Consider the following 24,732-nt stretch of genomic DNA (forward strand, 5'->3'; position numbering starts at 1 on the left):
TTGACAATTGATTTAATTAACATAAGGTATTATACAACACTTTCATTTTATTACAATACACTTTCAAAATATATTGTTTTCATTTTACACCGCGTTGATTATATTGTTTTATTTTGTTATGGTATATGTTGTAATTGCATTTTTTAACTTTTAAACTCATGCAAATTGGGTATATAAATAAAAGATGCTTATTTAAAACTAAAATATTGAAAGGGAGTATGTTAATTTATGAATTCTTCAACTCCAGAACCAAATGGTAAGAAGTTTTCACCTGTTTTCTTAATTAGTGCAATCATTATTTTTGCAATTGTCCTTATTGGTGTTTTTATCCCAACACAATTTGGCGAGTTTACAAATGAAATAAAACTATGGATTACAGATAACCTAGGTTGGTACTATTTAATATTAACAACTGTAATTGTGTTCTTCTGTATCTTTTTAATTTTTAGCCCAATCGGTAAGTTGAAATTGGGACGTCCAAATGATAAACCGGAATTTAATACGGTATCATGGTTTGCGATGCTATTTAGTGCTGGTATGGGAATTGGGCTTGTATTCTATGGTGCAGCTGAACCATTATCTCATTTTGCGGCACCGCCAACAGCTGATCCAATGACGAAGCAAGCATATGCTGAATCATTGCGTTCTACATTTTTTCATTGGGGCTTTCATGCATGGGCAGTGTACGGTGTTGTAGCATTGGCACTTGCTTATGCGCAGTTTAGAAAAGGTGAACCTGGTTTACTGTCAAAAACATTGAGACCTATCTTAGGAGATCGAGTTGATGGTCCAATCGGTACGTTGATTGATGTGCTTGCAGTTTTTGCGACAGTTATTGGTGTTGCAGTATCACTTGGTATGGGTGCGCTTCAAATCGGAGGTGGTTTGAACTACTTATTTGGCATTCCAAACAATATCTTCACACAAGCAATTATTATTGTTGTTGTAACAATTCTATTTATCATGAGTGCGTGGTCAGGCTTGAGTAAAGGTATTCAATATTTAAGTAATATAAATATTGGATTAGGTACATTGTTAATGCTTGCTGCTTTAATCGCGGGGCCAACAGTACTAATTATGAATATGTTCACAAGTTCAACAGGTAGCTTGTTAGATTCTTTCTTGTTCAGCAGTTTTGATACAGCAGCACAAAATCCACAAAAAGCACAGTGGATGTCTGATTGGACATTGTACTACTGGGGCTGGTGGATGAGCTGGAGCCCGTTTGTTGGTGTATTTATTGCACGTGTATCTAAAGGGCGTTCAATTCGTGAATTTATCTCTGGTGTTATGTTAGTACCAGTTATTGTAAGTTTCTTATGGTTCAGTGTTTTCGGTGTGTTAGGTATTGAAACAGCTAAAAAACATAAAGAAATCATTGATATGTCTGTTGAAACGCAACTCTTTGGTGTCTTCAATCACTTGCCAATGGGTATGATTTTATCAGTCATTGCTTTATTATTAATTGCATCATTCTTTGTCACTTCTGCAGACTCAGCGACATTTGTATTGGGTATGCAAACAACGAATGGTTCATTAAATCCAAGTCAATTTATTAAAGTGACATGGGGTGTGGCACAATCATTAATCGCATTTGTTTTATTATTATCTGGTAATGGTGATGGTGAAGCAGGGTTAAATGCTTTACAAAGTGCGGCGATTATTAGTGCATTACCTTTCTCACTTGTTGTGATATTGATGATGATCAGTTTCTACAAAGATGCCAATAAAGAACGTAAATTCTTAGGATTAACGTTAACACCAAATAAACATCGTCTGAAAGAATATGTGGCACAATCTCAACAAGATTATGAAGATGAATTAATTTCAAGACGTAAGGAATTAAGAGAACAAGAGAAATAAACATTTACATTTAAGAGCGGTTAGGATGCACAGGCATTCTAGCCGTTTTTTTCGGTCGTTTGCAATGAACAGACATCAGGTGGTGTGTTACGTTTAATTTGATTTAGTGAGCTAGGTTAAGTTTGTAAAAAGCGTATTATATAGAAGGTAACTATTAAATGTATGACATGGGATAACTCTTATTGAAAATGGTTCTCATTTAATAACTATTAATTATCAAAAACGAGTTTAACCATAAGTATTATTTATAACAACTAATTAAAAAGACGAAATTCAAAACAGGTCAATTTAGCGCTTACATAGTTGTTTTCAAGGTATGTTAATTATACAATTAATGATAAGGCATATAAATTTTTCAAGGGGGACATTCAAATGACTGCAAATTTAAAAGAGCAAGCGAAGAAGTCATTTCAAGTGAATGGTCAAGACATTACGTTCTATGACCTGAATGTATTAGAAGAAAAGGGCTTAACTGAGATTAGTCGTTTGCCGTATTCGATTCGTGTATTATTAGAATCTGTTTTACGTCAAGAAGATGGTTTTGTCATTACAGAAGACCATATTAAGTCATTAGCGACATTTGGAAAAGAAAATGATAAAGGTGAAGTACCATTTAAGCCTTCACGCGTTATTTTACAAGACTTTACAGGTGTTCCAGCGGTTGTAGACTTAGCCTCTTTACGCAAAGCGATGGATGATGTAGGTGGGGATCTTTCAAAAATCAATCCAGAGGTACCAGTTGACTTAGTTATTGACCATTCTGTACAAGTAGATAACTATGGTAATCCCGACGCGGTGGAACGCAACATGAAATTAGAATTTGAACGCAACTATGAACGTTATCAATTTTTAAGCTGGGCGACAAAAGCATTTCAAAACTATAATGCAGTACCACCGGCAACAGGTATCGTTCATCAAGTTAACTTAGAGTACCTTGCGAATGTTGTACATGTACGTGATGAAGAAGGCGAAAAGGTCGCATATCCTGATACATTGGTTGGGACTGACTCACATACAACAATGATTAATGGTCTCGGTGTATTAGGTTGGGGTGTAGGTGGTATTGAAGCTGAAGCGGGAATGCTCGGTCAACCTTCATACTTCCCAATTCCAGAAGTGATTGGTGTGCGCTTAACAAATGAATTGCCACAAGGTGCTACAGCGACAGACTTGGCTTTACGTGTAACTGAGTTATTACGTCAAAAGGGTGTAGTAGGCAAGTTTGTTGAGTTCTTTGGCCCAGGTGTTGATAAGTTACCATTGGCAGACCGTGCAACAATTGCGAATATGGCGCCTGAATATGGTGCGACTTGTGGTTTCTTCCCAGTAGACGATGAGACTTTAAAATATCTTCGTTTAACGGGTCGTTCATCTGAGCATGTAGACACAGTTGAACAATATTTAAAAGCTAACCACTTATTCTATAATGTAGAAGAAGTACCGAATTATACAGATGTTGTTGATTTAGACTTATCAACAGTCGAAGCGGCATTATCTGGACCAAAACGTCCACAAGACCTTATCTTCTTGAGCAATATGAAAGAAGCATTCCAAAAATCTGTAACAGCTCCAGCAGGTAACCAAGGCCATGGTTTTGATGCGAGTGAGTTTGACAAAAAAGTAACGATTGATTTCAAAGATGGTCGTCAATCTGAAATGAAAACAGGGGATATTGCGATTGCTGCGATTACATCATGTACTAATACATCGAATCCTTATGTAATGTTAGGTGCTGGTTTATTAGCTAAAAACGCAGTAGCCAAGGGATTAAAAGTACCTGATTATGTTAAAACATCATTGGCACCAGGTTCAAAAGTTGTAACAGGCTATCTTCGTGATGCAGGCTTACAAGAATACTTAGATCAACTTGGTTTTAACTTAGTTGGTTATGGTTGTACGACATGTATCGGTAACTCTGGTCCGTTATTAGAAGAGATTGAAACTGCCATTGCTAAAGAAGACTTATTGGTGACTTCGGTGTTATCGGGTAACCGTAACTTTGAAGGACGTATCCACCCGCTTGTTAAAGCTAACTATCTTGCGTCACCACCACTTGTTGTTGCGTATGCTTTAGCAGGAACAGTTGATATCGACTTGCAAAATGAACCACTTGGCCAAGATGCAGAGGGGAACGATGTTTTCTTAAAAGATATTTGGCCATCAATTCAAGAAGTATCTGACACAGTAGATAGTGTCGTTACACCTGAATTGTTTAAAGAAGAGTATGAAAATGTCTATAAAAATAATGAATTATGGAATCAGATTGATACAACAGAACAACCATTGTATGACTTTGATCCAAAATCGACTTATATCCAAAATCCAACGTTCTTCCAAGGTTTATCAAAAGAACCTGGCACAATCCAACCATTAACAGGATTACGTGTAATGGGTAAATTTGGTGACTCGGTGACAACAGACCATATTTCTCCAGCAGGTGCGATTGGTAAAGATACACCAGCAGGCAAATACTTGTTAGATAATGGCGTATCTCCGCGTGACTTTAACTCATATGGATCTCGCCGTGGTAACCATGAAGTGATGGTACGTGGTACGTTTGCGAACATTCGTATTAAAAACCAACTTGCACCAGGTACAGAAGGTGGTTTCACAACATACTGGCCAACCAATGAAGTGATGCCTATCTTTGATGCAGCGATGAAATATAAAGAAGACGGTACAGGTCTTGTGGTGCTTGCCGGCAATGATTATGGTATGGGTTCTTCACGTGACTGGGCTGCAAAAGGTACGAATTTATTAGGTGTCAAAACAGTCATTGCACAAAGTTATGAGCGTATTCACCGTTCTAACTTAGTGATGATGGGTGTATTACCTTTACAATTTAAAGATGGCGAGTCAGCAGATACGCTTGGTTTAGATGGTCAAGAAACAATCCAAGTTAATATTGACGAAACAGTTCAACCAGGTCAATTAGTAACTGTAACAGCTACAAAGCCAGATGGTACAGTTGTGACATTTGAAGCTAAAGCAAGATTCGATTCAAATGTAGAGTTGGATTATTATCGTCACGGTGGTATCTTGCAACTTGTATTACGTAAAAAGTTAGCTTAATACGTATATGTTACTTTATAATCGATTAAGACGAGTACAGCATGTCGTGTGTTGTACTCGTTTTTTGGGTTCTACATCTTTTTGTGGTGGTTGACATGGGGAGTAGGACAAGTCTCTCATTTTCTAAAAAGGTTCCGTTGTCCCCCCAGGTAAAGTTGATAAAATCGTATTTTCACGCGAGTCAGCTACTCCCTTCAACATAAAATCTTATGAAACAACAGTATAAACAAAACTAGGTACTTATCGTCTTTACATCACAGAAGCTGAACAGCCTTGCTTGATATGTCACTTAAAGCGCACTTATTTTTGCTTACGATAGTATGTTATTTTGTGATAGTATGTGTATGTGAATAAGAATATAGAAAGAAGGCATACAGTATGTTATATGCATTGACGGAAATCGAGGTACGTTATCAAGAAACGGATCAAATGGGTGTGGTGTATCATGGCAATTATGCGACATGGTTCGAGGTAGCACGTACAGACTATATACGCAAGTTGGGACTCGATTATGTGGAGATGGAACAACAGGGTATTGTATCGCCTGTGACGGAGCTTAACGTGCAATACAAGAAGAGCGTGGGCTATCCAGATAAGGTAACTGTGAAGACATGGGTTTCCAAGTTTTCAAGATTACGCTCTCGTTACCAATATGAAATTTACAACGCACAAGGTGAATTGGTGACAACAGGTTATACCGATAATGTTTTAATTACTAAAGATGAAGGTAAGCCAGTGCGTATCGATAAAGCTTTTCCAAATTGGTATGACATCTACAGTGATGTGGATCGACGCAATAAAGCTGGTGAAACACTTGAACTACAAATCCCCAATCAATAGGCCGAATGCTTATTGATTGGGGATTTAATATCATTGTTTATTGATTATTTGACTTGTGCGTGATAAATAATTTCGTCATCAACAATATCTATTGTTAATTGGTGATCTTCATAATACCAAATATCTTTCTCGGCAATAACGATATGTAAATCATCTACAACCATTTCAAAACCAACTTCATTGATATCTTTAAGAAAGTCAACATTGAAAGCGGGGCTAAATCCTTGCTTTAATTGAAACTCGCCACCATAACGAACGATAAAGTGGAGTACTTTACCAGCATCAGGCAATTCAAGTTCCTCTTTGAACCATGCGACAGCTTTAGGGGTAATTTCTAATTTCATGCGTGAAACGCCTCCTTGTTAATATAAGCAAAGTACGCTATTCATTGTAACGTGTTTTGTGCGGAAATCAATTGCTGTGCTTACATCCATTTTATTTTGGGTTCTGTGCCTTTTAAGATGCGTTTAATGTTACTGGTATGTCTATAGATTAATAAGCTTGCGACGATAACACTCACAATCAGTAAGATATAATCTTGGACAAAAATTGAACCAATCACGCAACAGCATGCTGCGATAATACTTGATAATGATACATACTTCGTTAAGTATAGAATAACAAAGAAAATAGTAATAAGCACTAAGAATAATAATGGATTGACAGCTAATAGAACACCTGCGCTTGTTGCGACCGCTTTACCCCCCTTAAACTTTAAGTAAATTGGGTAAACATGACCGATAATCGCAAAGATACCAACAATAAGACCGTGTATATCAATGCTGAACCATAATGGAAAAAATACAACGATAAATCCTTTGAATATGTCGAAAAATGTTACTGCAAAACCAGCTGGCTTACCAAGTACACGAAAACTATTTGTTGCGCCTGTATTGCCACTACCAAAATCTCTAATATCTTTTTTGAAAAATATTTTACCAATCAGATAGCCACTTGGAATGGATCCGATTAAATAACTTGCAATAAATAAAAGGCATAATGCCATATGTTTTCACATCCTTTTAGTACCTGCTCTTATTTTAACATAAATTCATATTTCGTCGTGTGTTTTCTAATAAGAATGTCATAAATGGGTGGTATGGGATACAAATAATGTTTAAAGGGTGATAATAAAGCAAGTCTTATCATCTAGATATTTGCAATCGTTATCATTTTTGTTTAAGATTAATATAACACAATACGTGAAAGGGTGAACCAACTACATGATTTTATAATCCTATTTTTTGAACGCAAACAATTGAAGGTAATGCAGCAATATGATGCTGTTTTATTTGTTGTGCCTTTGATTGTTCCCTTCAGAATAGGATTGTTTGTAGTTGTACGTAAAGAGAATGGTTGTCTTTGCGTGTGCACCTATATGGATTTTTGCCTCCTATTCTGAATGACAATAGGGGGCATTTTTGTCTCCAATCATTTATTCAAAGGAGATGATTGTATGAGAATATTACTAGAAGCAACAGCTTTAAAGCACTATATAGCAACGCGATTACTGATAGATGTTGAGAAGTTGCAAGTGCATCAAGGCGACAGAATCGGGTTGGTTGGTCATAACGGCAGTGGCAAAACAACATTACTCCAAATGCTATGTGGTAACCTTACACCCGAACAGGGGCTTGTAACACCTTATTCGCAATTGGGCTATATACCACAACTTAAAGCGCAGGACATGGTTATGAGTGGTGGTGAGATGACTCAAAAGACCATTCAGCAAGTGCTTGGTCAACAACCCGAGTTGCTACTTGCTGATGAACCAACGGCTAATTTAGATATTTCACATATAGAAGCGTTAGAACATACAATGAAGTCGTGGACAGGGGCGTTTATTATAGTATCTCATGACCGTGACTTTTTGGATGCTTTATGTACAATGATATGGGAGATTGAAGATAGCAAAATAACAGTGTATAAAGGGAACTATAGTGATTATATTAATCAGAAAGACTTGGAACGTCGTCAAGCACAGTTAGCACATAAAACGTATGAGCAGAAGAAGCAACAGTTAGAAGCGGCGATAAAATTGAAAGAGAGAAAAGCGCAACAAGCGACTAAAAAACCTAAAAATCTTAGTAGTTCAGAAGCACGAATTAAAGGAACAAGTGTCTATTTTGCGAATAAACAGAAGAAGCTACGTCAAACGATGAAAGCCATGCAAAGTCGATTAGGTAGGTTGGAAACTATAGAAAAAGTAGTGGAACATAAACCATTAAAAATGTCTATTCCAAGTTCAGAAATATTAAAACGGCGAATAGTAATGCATGTGGAAGAACTTGCTGGCAATATTAAAGAGCGCACCTTATGGCGTCCAGCAACCTTTAATATTCGTAGTGGCGATAAACTTGTAATTATTGGTGCCAATGGAACAGGAAAGACTACCTTAATGAAACAATTGGTATCCCACCAGCCAGGTATCACAATATCACCAGCAGTTAAAATCGGTTATTTTAGTCAAAATTTAGATATTTTAGACTTAGATAAAACGATTTTAGAAAATGTACGAGCCACATCAAAACAAGATGAAACACTGGTTCGTACTGTACTTGCAAGGATGCATTTTGCTAAGGAAGATGTTTATAAACGTGTAGGTGTACTCAGTGGCGGTGAACGTGTGAAGGTTGCGCTTACGAAAGTATTTCTAAGCGATGTGAATACATTACTGTTGGACGAGCCGACTAATTATCTTGATACACAAGCAATCGAAGCGTTTGAGACATTGTTGAATGAATATGAAGGGACCGTTATCGTTGCGTCTCATGATCGTCGCTTCATTGATAAAGTAGCAACACGTATTTTAGCAATTGAAGATTTAAAGCTGACTGTATTTGAAGGGAACTATCAAGCGTGGCTAGCTGAAGCACAGGTGTCCGAGAAAGATGAGGCAGAAGATGAAAAACTGTTGCTAGATGTAAAAATAGCAGCAGTACTTAGCCGATTAAGTGTTGAACCTTCAGAGGCATTAGAACAAGAATTCCAAAAATTGTTGAAGCAAAAGCGAGCACTAGTTGAGTAATTGTATAACTAAGCGTGCTGAAACTTAACTTTTCACCTTGTATCAGTTATGTTAAAAGGCTTTATTTCATCAATAACTTCCATTTGTTGCTTGCATTTTTGAAGAATTTATATAAGAATAGCTATTGTATAGTTTGATGAACGAACGTATGTTTGCAGGAGGGGAATTGTGTGTCAGCGAAAAAGATGAATAATTATTCGGATGATGCGATACAAGTATTAGAAGGTCTTGAAGCAGTACGAAAAAGACCAGGTATGTATATAGGTTCTACAGATAAACGCGGCTTACACCATCTCGTATATGAAGTTGTTGATAACTCAGTAGATGAAGTATTAAATGGCTATGGTAATGAAATTCAAGTAACGATTAATGCCGATGAGAGTATCACGATTGCAGACAATGGACGTGGTATGCCAACCGGAATGCACAAATCTGGTAAACCAACAGTAGAAGTGATTTTTACGGTGCTACATGCAGGTGGTAAGTTTGGACAAGGTGGTTACAAAACATCGGGTGGTCTTCACGGTGTAGGTGCCTCTGTTGTAAATGCCTTAAGTGAATGGTTAACAGTTGAGATTCACAGAGATGGTAAGGTGTTTGAACAGAAGTTTGCACATGGTGGTGTGCCACAGACACGTCTTGTTCAAAAAGGCAAAACGAAGAACACAGGGACAATCGTAACGTTTAAACCAGACCCAGAGATTTTTAAAAGTTCAACATTGTTTAATTTTGATACGCTTAGTGAACGCTTTCAAGAATCAGCATTTTTATTGCAAGGTTTGAAAATTGTTATGGAAGATAAGCGTTCTGGGAAAGAAAGACAAGAAGTCTATCATTATGAAGAAGGTATCAAAGCATTTGTAAACTATGTGAATGAAGGCAAGGAAACACTTCATGATGTGGCGTTATTCCAAGGAACGATGAATGATATTGAAGTCGATGTGGCATTTCAATATAACGATCAATATTCTGAAAGCATTTTAAGTTTTGTTAATAATGTGCGTACAAAAGACGGCGGGACACATGAAGTTGGCTTTAAGACGGCGATGACACGTGTTTTCAATGAGTATTCACGACGCATAGGTGAGTTGAAGCCAAAAGATAAAAATATTGAAGGTAACGATATTCGTGAAGGACTCACTGCGATTGTATCAGTACGTATTCCTGAACATCTTTTACAATTCGAAGGGCAAACAAAGTCTAAATTGGGAACGCCTGAAGCGAGAAGTGCAGTAGATGCGATTATTGCTGAGAAGTTGCCTTTCTACTTAGAAGAAAAAGGACAATTATCCAAAGCATTAGTGAAAAAAGCTATTAAAGCACAACAAGCACGGGAAGCGGCTCGTAAAGCGCGTGAAGATGCCCGTTCTGGCAAGAAGAATCGCCGTAAAGATACTTTGTTGTCCGGTAAACTAACGCCTGCTCAAAGTAAAAATACGAAGAAAAATGAATTGTATCTAGTCGAAGGGGATTCTGCCGGCGGTTCAGCAAAATTAGGGCGCGATCGCAAGTTCCAAGCGATTTTACCATTGCGTGGTAAGGTGATTAACACGGAGAAAGCCCGCCTTGAAGATATTTTTAAGAATGAAGAAATCAATACGATTATTCATACGATTGGTGCAGGTGTGGGCAATGACTTTAACATTGAAGATAGCAACTACAACCGTGTGATAATTATGACTGATGCTGATACAGATGGTGCACATATTCAGGTATTATTGTTAACGTTCTTCTTTAAATATATGCGTCCACTCGTACGTGAAGGGCATGTTTTTATTGCTTTACCACCACTGTATAAATTGGAAAAAGGAAAAGGCAAACAAAAACGTGTGGAATATGCGTGGACAGATGAAGAGTTAGAGCAATTGCAGAAAGAATTGGGTAAAGGCTTCATGTTGCAACGTTATAAAGGTCTTGGTGAAATGAATCCGGATCAATTATGGGAAACAACGATGAATCCTGAGACACGTACTTTAATTCAAGTTCAAATTGATGATGAAGTACGCTCGTCTAAGCGTGTCTCTACACTGATGGGTGATAAAGTTGCACCGCGTCGTGAATGGATTGAGCGTCATGTCCAATTCGGTATGCAAGAAGATCAGAGTATTTTAGAGAATGATGAAGTTCAGATTTTAGTTAAAGACGAGATGGATGAGGAGGATGCATAATGGCTGAAGTAATTCAAACTTTACCGTTAGAAGATGTAATCGGCGATCGTTTTGGACGTTACAGTAAATATATTATCCAAGAACGTGCATTGCCAGATGTACGTGATGGGTTAAAGCCTGTACAGCGACGTATCTTATATTCTATGTTCTCAAGCGGTAATACGTATGATAAAAACTTCCGTAAGAGTGCGAAAACAGTTGGTGACGTGATTGGTCATTTGCATCCACATGGCGATAGTTCCGTTTATGATGCGATGGTGCGTTTGAGTCAAGATTGGAAGTTGCGTCATCTACTCGTTGAAATGCATGGGAACAACGGGAGTATTGACAATGACCCGCCTGCTGCAATGCGTTACACAGAGGCTAAGTTGAGTCAATTGTCAGAGCAGTTATTGCGTGACTTGAATAAAGGAACGGTAGACTTTGTACCAAACTACGATGATACACAAATGGAGCCGATGGTATTACCAGCACGTTTGCCTAACTTGTTAATTAATGGTTCAACAGGGATTTCTGCAGGTTATGCAACAGATATTCCACCACATAACTTAGCTGAAGTGATTACGGCAACATTGAAGTTGATTGATAATCCAGATATGACCGTTAAGCAATTGATGAAATATATCAAAGGCCCTGACTTCCCAACAGGTGGCATTATCCAAGGTATTGATGGCATTCAAAAAGCTTACGAGACGGGTAAAGGCAAAGTGATTGTACGCGCAAAAGCTGAAACAGAAACATTGCGCAACGGTCGAAGTCAAATTGTGATTGCTGAAATCCCTTATGAAGTTAATAAAGGTAGTTTAGTTAAGAAAATTGATGAGTTGCGTGCCGACAAAAAAGTAGAAGGTATTGTTGAAGTGCGCGACGAAACAGACCGCAGTGGTTTAAGAGTTGCGATTGAGTTGAAAAAAGATGTTAATGCAACATCAATACTCAACTATTTGTACAAGAACACAGACTTACAAGTGGCATATAACTTTAATATGGTGGCAATTAGTGAAGGGCGTCCGAAGTTGATGGGTATCAAACAGATTATTGACTGTTACTTGAACCATCAAATTGAAGTAGTATCACGTCGTACACGTTATGACTTGAAACATGCAGAAGAACGTATGCATATTGTCGAAGGATTGATGAAGGCGCTTTCTATTTTAGATGAAGTGATTGCGCTCATCCGAGAATCCAAAAATAAACGTGATGCGAAAGAGAACTTAGTTGCGACGTATGATTTTACAGATGCACAAGCGGAAGCCATCGTTATGTTACAACTGTATCGTTTAACGAATACGGATATTGTAGCGTTGCAAGAAGAACATGATGCGCTTGCCAATAAAATTAAAGATTTACAATATATTTTGGAAGATCACAATGCTTTGTTAGACGTTATTAAAAATGAATTATCAGAAATAAAAAAACAGTTTAAAGATGCGAGATTGTCAACGATTGAAGCAGAAATCGCAGAAATCAAGATCGACAAAGAGGTGCTTGTACCAAGTGAAGTCGTGATGGTGAGTGTTACGCGTGAAGGTTATATTAAGCGCACATCATTGCGTAGTTTTAATGCATCAGGTAAAGAGGAAATTGGCTTGAAAGTGGACGATTACGTATTGAAATATATGGAAGTAAATACCCAAGATACTGCGCTTGTTTTTACAAATAAAGGACGTTACTTGTCAATTCCTGTTCATAAGTTACCGGACATCAAATGGAAAGATCTTGGACAACATATTTCGCAATTAGCAGTGATTGATGAAGACGAAGTTATCGTGGACTATGATGTCGTTTCAGCATTTGATGATCATGAAGCTATTATTACAGCAACGCGTAACGGCATGATTAAAATGACGACATTGTCCAACTATAAAACAGCACGACATTGTAAACCACTTGTAGCGATGAAGTTGAAAGATGATGATGTAGTTATTTCGGCGATGAGAACGCAAATTACGGAAACTGAGCAATTAGTAACATTATTAACCCACAAAGGTATGTCGCTCACGTATCCAATTGCTGAGCTACCAACGACAGGTATTCGTACGGGTGGTGTAAAGGCTATCAATTTAAAAGCAGAGGATCATGTTGTGATGGTTGATTTAGTAGGTCGTCAGGACACGATTCTAATTGCGACACAACGCGGAGCATTGAAACGTATTAGCTTTAAGGTCTTGCAAGAGGCAAAACGTGCACAACGTGGTATTACGCTGCTGAAAGAATTGAAGAAGCAACCGCATCGTATCGTAGCAGCAGTGGTATGTCGTGAAGCTGATGTCCACTATCAATTAGTATCAGACGAAGCGGTACACGATGGGCAAATTAACAAAATTCATTTATCCGAGCAATATACGAATGGCTCATTCGTTGTTGATACAGCGACATTTGGGGAAATCAAGGATCTATTTATTAGCAAATAATAAAAAAATAGATAGTCACTATTGTGCATAGATGATAAACTATTACTAGTTGTGTGTTATTGAGACATTTGAAAATCTAATAGTAAAGAGTGATTAAAATATGAGAGATTTTGATAGTTTAATTCCTGATTGGTTCAAAACAATTGTTGAAGTAGGAAACGATTTGATTTGGTCACAGTATTTAATTGGGCTACTTTTAACAGTAGGTTTATTCTTCACGATTAGCTCAAAAGTTGTCCAAATCAGGTGGATACCTGAAATGTTTCGTGCTATTAAGGAGAAACCGGAGACACTAGATTCAGGTGAAAAAGGGATTTCATCATTCCAAGCCTTTGCCATTAGTGCAGGTTCTCGTGTAGGTACAGGGAACATTGCCGGTGTTGCAACCGCAATCGTCTTAGGAGGTCCAGGTGCAGTATTCTGGATGTGGATTATTGCGATTGTCGGTGCTGCGAGTGCCTTTATAGAGGCAACTTTGGCACAAGTTTATAAAGTGCCTGATGAAGAAGGTGGCTTCCGTGGTGGTCCAGCTTACTATATCACCAAAGGATTGAATCAAAAATGGCTAGGTATTCTATTCGCAGTATTGATTACAGTGACTTTTGCCTTTGTATTTAATACGGTTCAATCAAACACAATTGCAGAATCATTAAATACGCAATACAATGTAAGTCCTGTAGTAACAGGTATTATTCTTGCTGTTTTGACTGCTGTCATCATTTTTGGTGGTGTGCGTAGTATTGCAAATATTTCATCAGCCATCGTTCCTTTTATGGCAATTATTTATGTTGCAATGGTACTTGTCATTTTGTTTATGCATTTTGATCAAATCATCCCAATGATTTTAACGATTATTAAAAGTGCGTTTGGTTTTGACCAAGCTGCTGGTGGCGCAGTTGGTTTCGCAGTACTGCAAGGTGTAAAACGTGGTTTGTTCTCAAACGAAGCTGGTATGGGTTCTGCGCCGAACGCAGCAGCAACGGCCGCTGTATCTCACCCTGTTAAGCAAGGTTTGATTCAAGCATTAGGTGTATTCTTTGATACTATCTTAGTTTGTACAGCAACAGCGATTATGATTTTACTTTATTCTGGGTTAGAATTCGGTGAAAATGCTAAACAAGGTGTTGCAGTAACACAATCTGCATTAAATGAACATCTCGGTAGTGCAGGTGGTATTTTCTTAACAATTGCGATTGCATTGTTTGCATTCTCATCAGTGATTGGTAATTATTACTATGGTCAATCCAATATGGAGTTTTTAACTAAAAATAAGGTAGCATTATTTATTTTCCGTTGCTTAGTTGTACTACTTGTATTTGTCGGTGCAGTTGTCAAAACTGAGACAGTATGGAGTACAGCAGACTTATTCATGGGAATGATGGCCATTGTGAACTTGATAGCTATCATTGCCTTAGCTAATATTGCCTTAGCTGTGATGCGAGATTATCAGAAACAGCGCAAAGAAGGTAAACGCCCAATCTTCAGACCAGAAGAACTTGAAATTAACCTCTTTGGCATTGAATGTTGGGGCGACAATGCACAAAAGTTAAACAATTCAACGGTGAAAAAAACAAAATAACATATGAATGATGAACCGAATGTGGAAGCAGAGAGATGTTTTTACATTCGGTTTTTTAATATTTAATTGTGATTCTCATGTTAAAACGAATATAACTCTTTTCAATAATAGTAATAGCGGATATAATTTGACTTGTATGTATGGAGAGGGTGATGATGTGAGCACATACAAGATAGTCAAAGTTCTCAATAATAATGTGATTATATGTGAGCAAGATGACACAGAAGTTGTCTTAGTGGGTAAAGGGATTGGTTTTAACAAAAAAGTAGGCGTCGTAATTCAAAATGTGGATACGATTGAGAAAGTTTTTAAGCTACAAAACAAATCACAACAAGACCACTATTTAATGTTAATGGATCAAACCAATGATGAAGAGATTCATGTGGTGATTGAGTCCGTACAAATTATCTTGGCGCATTTTAATATAGAAAATAACGAAGCGTTTATCGTATCGTTGACGGATCATTTAATTTTTGCGTTGAAACGTGTAAAAAAAGGGCAATTGATTACTAATCCGTTTCTGAGTGAAACAAAATATAGTTATCCGGAAGCGTACCAAATTGCAAAACGTGTTGTGGCACGTCTGAATTTACAGTTAAATGTGGCGTTCCCTGAAGATGAAGTAGGGTTTATTGCATTGCATATCGCATCACAAATTGAAGATGTGAGCATAGAAAACACGAAACAGGTGACAGAATTGATCAACCGCTCAGTGCGTTTGATTGAGCATGATCGACAAGTGCGCATTGATGTAACATCATTGCAGTATCAACGCTTTATTCGACATATGCACTTTTTATTACAGCGCTTGAAAAAAGGAGAACGTTCAACAATTGAATTAAGTTTCGAGAACCTATTGAAAGCACAATATCCACTATGCTATAATGTAGCTGTTAAAATAATTAAGATGATTCAATCACAAATGGATGTTGAAGTGTATGAAGCTGAAGTGGCTTATTTAACAATGCACATCCAGCAGTTGGTTCGTACATCTCAACAATCTTAAATCAATAACGTGTTACTAAGTGAGATTAGGCATGAGTTAGCAATTGTGAATATACTATTATTCACAGTTTCTTTCTCATGCCTTTTGTGTTGAATTCATTGATAAATGGAGGTTAGTACAGTGAGGAAAAAGCTTTTTGGTCAATTGCAACGTATTGGTAAAGCATTGATGTTACCAGTTGCGATTTTACCTGCTGCCGGTCTGCTTTTAGCAATCGGGACAGCACTACAAGGAGATGCATTACAAGGCTATCTACCATTTCTGCATAACGCTGGTGTTCAAAGCGTAGCAAGTATGATGGTTGGTGCCGGGGGTATTATTTTTGACAACTTGCCGATTATCTTCGCCATGGGTGTTGCAATCGGTTTAGCAGGTGGAGACGGTGTTGCAGCGATTGCCGCACTTGTTGGTTATCTTGTAATGAATAAAACAATGAGTGAGTTCTTACAAGTAACAGCGAAAGCGGTTGCTGATCCATCTAGTGGTTACGCAAGTGTTTTAGGTGTTCCGACACTTCAAACAGGTGTATTTGGTGGTATCATCATCGGGGCTTTAGCAGCTTGGTGTTATAATAAGTTTTATAATATCGATTTACCGTCATATTTAGGTTTCTTTGCGGGTAAACGTTTCGTACCGATTGCGATGGCAGGTACATCTTTCTTATTAGCGTTCCCAATGGCTTGGATTTGGCCAACAATCCAAGGTGGTTTAAATGCATTTAGTGAAGGATTACTTGATGCCAACACGGGTATTGCGGTATTTTTATTCGGTTTCATTAAGCGATTATTAATTCCGTTCGGTTTACATCACATTTTCTATGCACCGTTCTGGTTTGAATTTGGTTCTTATACAAATGCCGCTGGTGAGATTATTCATGGGGACCAACGTATTTTCTTTGAACAGTTACAAGAAGGTTCTAAGTTAACATCAGGTAAATTTATGCAAGGTGAATTCCCTGTGATGATGTTCGGTTTACCAGCTGCTGCATTAGCAATTTATCAAGCAGCAAAACCTGAAAACAAAAAGGTTGTTGCCGGTTTAATGGGTTCAGCAGCGTTAACATCATTCTTAACAGGTATTACTGAACCAATGGAATTCTCATTCTTATTCGTTGCACCATTATTGTTCTTTATTCATGCAGTGTTAGATGGTTTAGCATTCTTAATTATGTATTTACTTGATATACATCTTGGCTACACATTCTCAGGTGGTTTTATCGACTTTGTATTACTCGGTGTTTTACCGAATAAAACAGCTTGGTGGCTTGTTATTCCGATTGGTCTTGTATACGCAGTTATTTACTACTTTGTATTCCGCTTCTTAATCAAGGCGCTGAACTATAAGACACCAGGTCGTGAAGATAAACAATCAACAGCGCAAAAAACATCAGCAAGTGATTTACCACATGCTGTGTTAGAAGCGATGGGTGGCAAAGGAAATATTAAGCATTTAGATGCATGTATTACACGTCTTCGTGTAGAAGTAAACGATAAAGCGCAAGTTGATGTTGCACGTTTGAAAGACTTAGGTGCATCTGGTGTGCTTGAAGTTGGTAATAATATGCAAGCAATCTTTGGTCCTAAATCAGATCAAATTAAGCATGAAATGCAACAAATCATGGCAGGAGAAGAAGTAATATCGACAGTTGATTTAGACGATAAAGATGAAGCAACAGTGGTAGATGCTGCGACAGCCAACAAAGAAATAGTGAAGCACTTTGTTGCTGCACCTTTAAAAGGTGAAGTCTTGCCATTAAGTGAAGTGCCTGACCAAGTATTCAGTGAAAAAATGATGGGTGATGGTATTGCAATCCGTCCAACAGAAGGTAAGGTTTGCGCGCCATTTAACGGTCGTGTACAGATGGTCTTCCCAACAAAACATGCGATTGGTTTAACATCTGAAGACGGCTTAGAATTATTGATTCATGTAGGATTAGATACAGTGAAGTTAGAAGGTCAGTGCTTCGACGTACTTGTTGAAGAAGGTCAAGAAATCAAAACAGGCGACGTCTTAATGACATTCGACTTAGATTATATTAAAGAACATGCGAAAAGTGATATTACGCCAATTATTGTGACACAAGCAGACGTAACGAACTTAGATTATACAACAGCTTCAACAGTGACAACAGGCGACAAACTTTTTGAAACAAAATAATAGGTATGCAAGCTGAGATTATATGGTATTTTCGTCATAAATCTCAGCTTTTCTTATAGTCATAATCATTCACACGATGATAGAGAACTTTGTATATCAAATGATATTTAGCAGTTTGATTTTCGAGAAAAAAAGTATAAACTATAATTACTTTCCAAAAGGTTTGGTGAAATTTATGACAGAACGAGAAACAAAAAAGGCGCAAGCTGAAAAACGAATTGAGCTAAAAGAAAGTCGATTTATGAAGTTTTTTGGTGGTAAAGATTTACTATTTGCGTTAGTAGTATTTATTTTGATTGGTGTGGTTGTTTTTATATTTGATCGTGTATCTTATATATTTCAACCATTTACTATTATACTTAACACGATTGCTGCACCGATTATTGTCGCATTGATACTTTACTACTTATTTAATCCAATTATTAATATTTTAGAGCGGTATCATATCAAACGAGTATGGGGTATTATTTTGCTCTTCCTAGGTATTATTGGACTCATCACATTAGCCGTTAACTTGTTAATTCCAGTGGTAACATATCAATTTGATCGATTGATACATAACTTTCCATCATACATTAATAAGGCGACGAATTTTGTTAATAATATGATGCACGTACCATTTTTATCAGATTATTATAGTGATATTGAAAAGTGGTTGCATAATTTACAAGAAAAAATTCCAAGTTTTGCTAATGGATTTAGTGACAAAGTGCGTGTTTTTGCGGAAGCAGTGGTCAATGTAACAGTTGTTATTGTTACGGTGCCATTTGTGTTATTCTTTATGTTAAAGGATGGACATCGTTTCAAAAACTATTCTAACAAAATTGTACCACCTAAGTTTCGTAAAGATGTCCATGACTTATTGGATAAGATGAGTGAACAAGTGGGTTCATATATTCAAGGACAGATTATCGTATCATTTTGTATTGGTATTTTGTTATTCATTGGTTACTCTATTATTGGTTTGGATTATGCTTTGATTCTAGCAAGTATTGCAGCAGTGACGAGTGTGGTTCCTTATCTTGGACCAACGATTGCTATTTCTCCAGCAATTGTTATTTCGATTATTACATCACCATTTATGCTGGTGAAGTTGATTGTTGTATGGACAGCTGTGCAATTTATTGAAGGTCATTTTATTTCCCCTAACATCATGGGAAAAACAATGCGTATCCATCCGTTAACGATTATTTTCGTTTTATTATGTGCGGGTAACTTACTTGGTGTGGTAGGTGTCATTCTAGGGATTCCAACATATGCCATTATCAAAGTATTAGTATCTCACGTCTTTATGTTATTCAAGCGACGTTACAATAAGTTTTATGCAGATGATGCAGGTCCTTATGAGCTTGAAGAAGATCAAAATTCGAAAATAGTAGAAGAATAAAAATCATGCTTTTTTATTGAATGTTAGGCAAATAAAGAGGCGGGGGAACTTGAAATATTGAGAAAATTGATAAGTATTTTTCTCACAGCCTCTTGTGCCTATTCAGAGAGGAGTCGTGTTGTGAGCGCTAATAAACAACTTTTATTGAAGTACTTAAAAGGAATATTTATCGTCGTATTGTTAAGTATTGTGACATTCGTTTTAGCTAAAGAACTCTCACATGTTGATTTTAAAAGAACGTTCTTATTATTCAATCGCATTAACAGTTTGCAATTAGTGCTGCTCTTTACACTAGGTGCAAGCTCGATTATATTGTTATCTCTATATGATGTTATTTTAACGATGCGTTTCGGACTTAAGTTGTCAAAGTTTAAAGCTTTAAGAGTCGGTTATATTATCAATGCTTTTAATAATATTATTGGTTTTGGTGGCTTTGTTGGTGCGAGTGTGCGTTTATGGTTCTATCAACAATATACAGACCGTAAAAAGAAATTGATTCAGTTCGTTTCGTACATGTTAACATCTATGTTGACCGGGTTAAGTTTTTTATCGTTACTTGTAGTGACGCATGTATTAGATGTCCGCTTTTTAGAACAGACGTCCGTGTGGGTCACTGTATTTTTATATGTTATCGCAGCATTATTACCAGTCTTCATCATTGTGTCATGGATTTGGCCGATTGATAAGACGGCGCGCTGGCTGGGCGCAAGTTTTACATTGATTTCAAGCTTAGAGTGGTTTATGGCGACAGTGGTCTTTTACTATGCATTACATTTAGTAGGTGCGCCTATTGCCTTTTCTGTCGTTCTAGGTGTGTTCATTGTAGCAGCTATTTCTGGACTTATTTCCTTTATTCCTGGTGGATTTGGTGCATTTGATTTATTGATATTACTAGGTTTTAAATACTTCAACGTACCAGAAGAGAAAATTGTATTGGCATTGCTTTTATATCGTATTGCTTACTATTTCTTCCCGTTGTTCATCTCACTTATATTAACCGTATTTGAGTTTGGAACAGTTGCTAAAAAGTATGTTTCCGAGTCTAAATATTTTCAGCCTGCTAAAGAGATTACGACATTTTTGCTTTCTTTCCAAAAAGATATAGCAAGTTATATTCCATCTTTTGCGCTGAGCTGTTTAGTGTTTATTATGAGTGTAGTCGCTTTAATTAACAACTTTGGCATACTTTTTGATGCATCGAACTCGAAGCAACATATCATGTTTATAATACTTTATATTTTGAATGTCAGTGCAGGTTTAATTCTCTTCTTGAACTTGAAAGGGATTATACTTAGAAGTAAACGTGCGATATTATTTGCTATCGTGGCGCTGATAATTTTGATTATATCTGATGTTTATGTATACGGTATCTCAGGGATATCCATCATGTCCATCTTAGCCTTACTATTAGTATTAGTGCTTATTTTTGCATATCGCAATTCGCGCATGCTCAAACGCCCTGTAAGGTTAAAATCACTCGTTATGATGGGTCTTATAACGGTATGTGTGTTATATGTGAATCAATTTTTAGTTCGTATCTTTTTGGAGTTTTTAGATGTTAGCGTACCTAAAGTAGATCTTTTGCTGCTTAAGTCTGCTTTCGCTTTAGCGCTATTAGGGTTATCACTGCTCGTTGTTGCTATCATTAACTTTTTTGAATGGCGCTATCACAGACCAAGTACGTATAATGATATAAATATTGCCCAAGAGATTCTAGAACAGCATGGCGGGCATCTTCTGAGTCACCTGTTATATAGCGGTGACAAACGTGTTTATGTAAACGAGGCACAAAATGCCTTTTTAATGTATCGTTATACGAGAGATGCTTTTGTTGTTCTAGGTGATCCGATTGGAGACGCTGAAGGTTTTCAATCGCTGTTAAAGGAATTCTATCAACATGCCATCTATTTGGGTGGAGATGTAATGTTTTATCAAGTGTCTGAGGAACTATTACCGATGTATCATGATTTTGGTAACCAATTTTTCAAGTTAGGTGAAGAAGCATTAATTGATGTTCAGAGCTTTACGGTCGCTGGTAAAAAGAGAAGAGGCTTTAGAGCGACTTTAAATAAATTTGAGTCATTAGGTTATACATTTGAAATTCTAGAAACACCTTTAGACGAAAAAACGTATCAACGTTTAAGAAAAATTAGTGATATTTGGTTAGGTCAGCAGTCAGAATTTTACTTTTCGGTAGGTCACTTCAATCGAACATATGTGAATGCAGCACCTGTTGCGGTTTTAAGAAATGCTGACGGACAGATTGATGCGTTTGCTACATTGATGCCTGTTGATCGTAAAACAACGATTTCTGTTGATTTAATTCGTTGGGACAGAGGCATCGAATTACCGTTTATGGATGGTTTATATTTGCATATGATTCTATGGGCACAATCAGCGGAATATGAGCGATTCAATATGGGAATGGCAACACTATCCAATGTTGGTCAAGTACCTTATGGTCATATGAAAGAAAAGGTTGTAGGTCGCTTTTATGAGCATTTTAATGGCTTATATAGCTTCCAAGGCTTACGTCAGTATAAAAGTAAGTTTGGACCGAATTGGGAATCACGTTATCTTATTTATCATCGTTCACAAACAGTATGGGAATGTTTGTTAACAGTTACGCGCATTATACGTAAAAAGAATAGAGTATAAATATGAACAGGCAGACACCCTTCATCAGATAGGATGTCTGCCTGTTTTAAATATTACAAACGCCACTTATTCGTTTAGATGGTGTGCTTTTGCGTAAGCGGCGCGATCTGCCTCTTCTTGTTCAAAACGTTCAGGTTGCTTTTTGTAGAAATCTTGGTGGTAGTCTTCTGCTTCATAAAAATCAGAAACAGGAAGGACTTTTGTCGCAATTGCTTTATCGTGATTAAAAGTATTTTTTAAACTGTTGATATAGTTTTCTGCAACAGCTTTTTGATTTTCATTGGTATAAAAGATAGCTGTGCGATATTGTGTTCCACGATCTTGAAATTGACCTTCCGAATCAGTCGGATCAATTACAGAAAAGAAAATTTCTAATAGTTTATGATAGGAAAAAAGTGCCACATCATATTCAATCTTGACGACTTCATAGTGTCCAGTTTTGCCGGTTTTAACTTGTTCATAAGTGGGATTAGTGACATGACCGCCCATGTAACCTGAAATCACTTTTTCAATACCTTGATGTTGGTCGAATGGTTTTGTCATACACCAAAAGCAGCCACCCGCAAAATAAGCTGTACTTATATTCATTTGAACACCTCCTAGTGTATTATTTTTCATGACTTTACATGTTTTTACTTGCTTTTTAAATTGAATTTATATACCGTTAATATGTGCTTATTATAGTACACAGATACCTAATTTTGAAGATATAAGGTTGAGAAGACGATGGAAAACAATTTTAAACGTAAAAAAACAAGTATGTCAGATCAGAGTTTGAAACGTACGAAAAAGAGACGGATACGCAAATTACCATTTGTTATTTTGATCATTGTCTTACTGCTTGTCTTACCAATTATATACAGCGTGAGAAGTTATCATCAAGGTTTAGAGGTTGCAAAAAATCATAATCAAGCGCCTAAAATACATAAATTTAACGGTACCTCAAAAAATGATGGAAAAGCGACTGTTTTAATTTTGGGGACAGATTTAGAAGATGGTGGTGTATCGCGAACTGACTCCATCATGGTTGTACAATACGATTACATTAAGAAAGATATGAAAATTGTCTCTGTGATGCGTGACATTTATGCAGATATTCCAGGCTATAGTAGTTATAAAATCAATGCTGCGTATTCGCTAGGCGGTGCAGAGTTGATGCGTAAAACATTGAAAGAAAACTTAGGCATTGAACCTGAGTATTATGCAACATTGGATTTCAAAGGGTTTGAAGCGATGATTGATGAGCTTGAACCTGAGGGTATTCCGATTGATGTTGAAAAGGATATGTCTGAGAAGATTGGTGTCTCTTTGAAAAAAGGATATCACCGTTTAAATGGTAAAGAATTGCTAGGTTATGCTCGCTTCCGTAATGATGAAGAAGGTGATTTTGGACGTGTTAGACGCCAACAACAGGTGATGTCAGCACTTAAACGTCAACTGACAGAGCCATCTTCTATTCTAAAAGCGCCAAAACTAGCGGGTATTATGCGTGGATATGTTAGTACAGACATGCCTGATTCAGCTATTTATCAAACCGGATTTAGTTTTATTTTACGGGGTGATAAAAATATCAAGACATTGAGCGTGCCAGTCAAAGGAAGTTATGAGAATATCACAACTAACGACGGTGGGGCGGCATTAGGTATTGATAAGAAAGAGAATAAGAAACGTATTCAACAATTTTTGAATGAAGAATAAAAAATGAAGCCATTACAAGACGTAGCATCGTCGCTGTAATGGCTTCATTTGCATACAACTTATTGGTCAGATTTACGTGTACCACCTAAACCATAATGTGTTGGTTTCATTTCTTCAATGACAACTGATATCGCATCACGTTGTGCATTCGTTGTTTTTTCAACAGCATTAGTCACTTCTGTTACTAAGTTCTTGAGTTGATCGTCTGTACGACCTTCTAGTAGCTTAACTGTAACGATAGGCATATGATTGGCTCCTCTCTTAGTGATAATCATTCACATTATAACATTTTTAGTTATAGGTTGCGGATATTTATATAAAACACGTATGATAGAGATGAAAAAGAAAAGAGACGGAGGTTTAATGCATGGGTTTTGATAACATCTTAACATCATTAGGTATTGAAGGTATGAAAGTATTCGTTCATCTTGATCAGCAGTCATATACTGTGGGTGAAGCGATAACAGGTTATATCAAACTGAAAGCGGGTATGAGTGATCAAAAAGTGACACATATCGAATTGAAATTGTTAGAAAAATATAGCAATTCAGACGAAACGAGTGAATTTAGTTATCTCAATAATGAACTTGACACGTTCATTATTGACGAGACATTTACGCTCGGCACTAAAGAACATAAGAAAATTGGGTTTGAATTAAAACCGGAGACATTTAACCTTAAGTCTGATACAAGCAAAGTCTATCTTAAGATACATGTATTCATTGATTTAGGGATTGATGAAGAAGTAGAGGCTGAAGTTCCATATCAGCGATAAATCATCACTTGGCATAAGAACTACAACATAATTGATGACTAAAATTTTGATAATGGAAAAATAGTATTAAGTATTTTGCGTTCTTTT

17 protein-coding genes are annotated in these 24,732 nt (G+C 36.9%); 13 read left to right on the top strand and 4 right to left on the bottom strand.

What is annotated here, in order from left to right; genetic code table 11:
- Positions 1–228: 228 nt before the first annotated feature.
- The 3 genes from NXS11_RS00530 (at position 229) to menI (ending at position 5,775) form a co-directional block, all read left to right on the top strand.
- Positions 229–1,863, top strand: coding sequence for a glycine betaine uptake BCCT transporter (locus NXS11_RS00530; RefSeq protein WP_259197761.1), 1,635 nt, complete (start codon positions 229–231; stop codon positions 1,861–1,863).
- A 372-nt stretch (positions 1,864–2,235) separates the two neighbouring features.
- A complete protein-coding gene (acnA, locus tag NXS11_RS00535) occupies positions 2,236–4,935 on the top strand; it encodes an aconitate hydratase AcnA (protein ID WP_259197762.1) in 2,700 nt (899 codons plus the stop codon).
- Positions 4,936–5,313: 378 nt separating this feature from the next.
- Positions 5,314–5,775, top strand: coding sequence for a 1,4-dihydroxy-2-naphthoyl-CoA hydrolase MenI (menI, locus tag NXS11_RS00540; protein WP_259197763.1), 462 nt, complete (start codon positions 5,314–5,316; stop codon positions 5,773–5,775).
- A 44-nt stretch (positions 5,776–5,819) separates the two neighbouring features.
- Here menI and NXS11_RS00545 read toward each other — a convergent pair whose 3' ends face one another.
- Both NXS11_RS00545 and plsY read right to left on the bottom strand, forming a co-directional pair.
- Positions 5,820–6,119, bottom strand: a complete 300-nt coding sequence (locus NXS11_RS00545; protein ID WP_259197764.1) for a HesB/YadR/YfhF family protein — start codon at positions 6,117–6,119, stop codon at positions 5,820–5,822.
- A gap of 80 nt (positions 6,120–6,199) precedes the next feature.
- Entirely contained in the window at positions 6,200–6,781 is a 582-nt protein-coding gene (plsY, locus tag NXS11_RS00550; protein ID WP_259197765.1) for a glycerol-3-phosphate 1-O-acyltransferase PlsY, read from the bottom strand.
- 450 nt (positions 6,782–7,231) lie between these two features.
- Here plsY and NXS11_RS00555 point away from each other — a divergent pair, with 450 nt between their 5' ends.
- The 8 genes from NXS11_RS00555 to mprF all read left to right on the top strand — a co-directional run bounded on the left by NXS11_RS00555 (position 7,232) and on the right by mprF (position 22,172).
- A complete protein-coding gene (locus NXS11_RS00555; protein ID WP_259197766.1) occupies positions 7,232–8,803 on the top strand; it encodes a Vga family ABC-F type ribosomal protection protein in 1,572 nt (523 codons plus the stop codon).
- 185 nt (positions 8,804–8,988) lie between these two features.
- Positions 8,989–10,971, top strand: a complete 1,983-nt coding sequence (gene parE / locus NXS11_RS00560) for a DNA topoisomerase IV subunit B (RefSeq protein ID WP_259198270.1) — start codon at positions 8,989–8,991, stop codon at positions 10,969–10,971.
- A complete protein-coding gene (parC, locus tag NXS11_RS00565; RefSeq protein WP_259197767.1) occupies positions 10,971–13,385 on the top strand; it encodes a DNA topoisomerase IV subunit A in 2,415 nt (804 codons plus the stop codon). The genes parE and parC overlap by 1 nt, the downstream gene beginning before the upstream one ends.
- 100 nt (positions 13,386–13,485) lie before the next feature.
- Positions 13,486–14,964, top strand: a complete 1,479-nt coding sequence (gene alsT / locus NXS11_RS00570; protein WP_259197768.1) for a glutamine transporter AlsT — start codon at positions 13,486–13,488, stop codon at positions 14,962–14,964.
- A 157-nt stretch (positions 14,965–15,121) separates the two neighbouring features.
- The gene (gene glcT, locus NXS11_RS00575; protein ID WP_259197769.1) at positions 15,122–15,970 is read left to right on the top strand and encodes a glucose PTS transporter transcription antiterminator GlcT; all 849 of its coding nucleotides are present in this window, start codon (positions 15,122–15,124) and stop codon (positions 15,968–15,970) included.
- 120 nt (positions 15,971–16,090) lie between these two features.
- Entirely contained in the window at positions 16,091–18,127 is a 2,037-nt protein-coding gene (ptsG, locus tag NXS11_RS00580) for a glucose-specific PTS transporter subunit IIBC (protein ID WP_259197770.1), read from the top strand.
- Positions 18,128–18,302: 175 nt separating this feature from the next.
- Positions 18,303–19,514, top strand: coding sequence for an AI-2E family transporter (locus NXS11_RS00585; protein WP_259197773.1), 1,212 nt, complete (start codon positions 18,303–18,305; stop codon positions 19,512–19,514).
- 120 nt (positions 19,515–19,634) lie between these two features.
- The gene (mprF, locus tag NXS11_RS00590) at positions 19,635–22,172 is read left to right on the top strand and encodes a bifunctional lysylphosphatidylglycerol flippase/synthetase MprF (protein WP_259197775.1); all 2,538 of its coding nucleotides are present in this window, start codon (positions 19,635–19,637) and stop codon (positions 22,170–22,172) included.
- Between the two features lie 66 nt (positions 22,173–22,238).
- Here the strand turns inward: mprF and msrA are convergent, their stop codons facing one another.
- Positions 22,239–22,760: a peptide-methionine (S)-S-oxide reductase MsrA gene (gene msrA, locus NXS11_RS00595; protein WP_259197776.1), complete on the bottom strand. Its 522-nt coding sequence runs from the start codon at positions 22,758–22,760 to the stop codon at positions 22,239–22,241.
- Between the two features lie 138 nt (positions 22,761–22,898).
- On the opposite strand from msrA, the gene NXS11_RS00600 reads away from it, so the two are divergent.
- Positions 22,899–23,870, top strand: coding sequence for an LCP family protein (locus NXS11_RS00600; protein ID WP_259197777.1), 972 nt, complete (start codon positions 22,899–22,901; stop codon positions 23,868–23,870).
- Between the two features lie 59 nt (positions 23,871–23,929).
- On the opposite strand, the gene thmT is transcribed toward NXS11_RS00600, so the two are convergent.
- Positions 23,930–24,115 (bottom strand): 2-hydroxymuconate tautomerase, encoded by a 186-nt coding sequence (thmT, locus tag NXS11_RS00605; RefSeq protein WP_259197778.1) that lies wholly within the window; start codon positions 24,113–24,115, stop codon positions 23,930–23,932.
- A gap of 122 nt (positions 24,116–24,237) precedes the next feature.
- On the opposite strand from thmT, the gene NXS11_RS00610 reads away from it, so the two are divergent.
- On the top strand, positions 24,238–24,645 hold the full coding sequence (locus tag NXS11_RS00610) for a sporulation protein (protein WP_259197779.1): 408 nt from the start codon (positions 24,238–24,240) through the stop codon (positions 24,643–24,645).
- Positions 24,646–24,732: the final 87 nt, after the last annotated feature.

Origin of the sequence: Staphylococcus americanisciuri, assembly GCF_024814435.1 — a bacterium.
In the GTDB taxonomy this organism is placed as follows: domain Bacteria; phylum Bacillota; class Bacilli; order Staphylococcales; family Staphylococcaceae; genus Staphylococcus; species Staphylococcus americanisciuri.

Coding starts and splice junctions, on each gene's coding strand:
- NXS11_RS00530 (WP_259197761.1), top strand. CDS start 229: ATGAATTCTTCAACTCCAGAACCAAATGGTAAGAAGTTTTCACCTGTT.
- acnA (WP_259197762.1), top strand. CDS start 2,236: ATGACTGCAAATTTAAAAGAGCAAGCGAAGAAGTCATTTCAAGTGAAT.
- menI (WP_259197763.1), top strand. CDS start 5,314: ATGTTATATGCATTGACGGAAATCGAGGTACGTTATCAAGAAACGGAT.
- NXS11_RS00545 (WP_259197764.1), bottom strand. CDS start 6,119: ATGAAATTAGAAATTACCCCTAAAGCTGTCGCATGGTTCAAAGAGGAA.
- plsY (WP_259197765.1), bottom strand. CDS start 6,781: ATGGCATTATGCCTTTTATTTATTGCAAGTTATTTAATCGGATCCATT.
- NXS11_RS00555 (WP_259197766.1), top strand. CDS start 7,232: ATGAGAATATTACTAGAAGCAACAGCTTTAAAGCACTATATAGCAACG.
- parE (WP_259198270.1), top strand. CDS start 8,989: ATGAATAATTATTCGGATGATGCGATACAAGTATTAGAAGGTCTTGAA.
- parC (WP_259197767.1), top strand. CDS start 10,971: ATGGCTGAAGTAATTCAAACTTTACCGTTAGAAGATGTAATCGGCGAT.
- alsT (WP_259197768.1), top strand. CDS start 13,486: ATGAGAGATTTTGATAGTTTAATTCCTGATTGGTTCAAAACAATTGTT.
- NXS11_RS00585 (WP_259197773.1), top strand. CDS start 18,303: ATGACAGAACGAGAAACAAAAAAGGCGCAAGCTGAAAAACGAATTGAG.
- msrA (WP_259197776.1), bottom strand. CDS start 22,760: ATGAATATAAGTACAGCTTATTTTGCGGGTGGCTGCTTTTGGTGTATG.
- NXS11_RS00600 (WP_259197777.1), top strand. CDS start 22,899: ATGGAAAACAATTTTAAACGTAAAAAAACAAGTATGTCAGATCAGAGT.
- thmT (WP_259197778.1), bottom strand. CDS start 24,115: ATGCCTATCGTTACAGTTAAGCTACTAGAAGGTCGTACAGACGATCAA.
- NXS11_RS00610 (WP_259197779.1), top strand. CDS start 24,238: ATGGGTTTTGATAACATCTTAACATCATTAGGTATTGAAGGTATGAAA.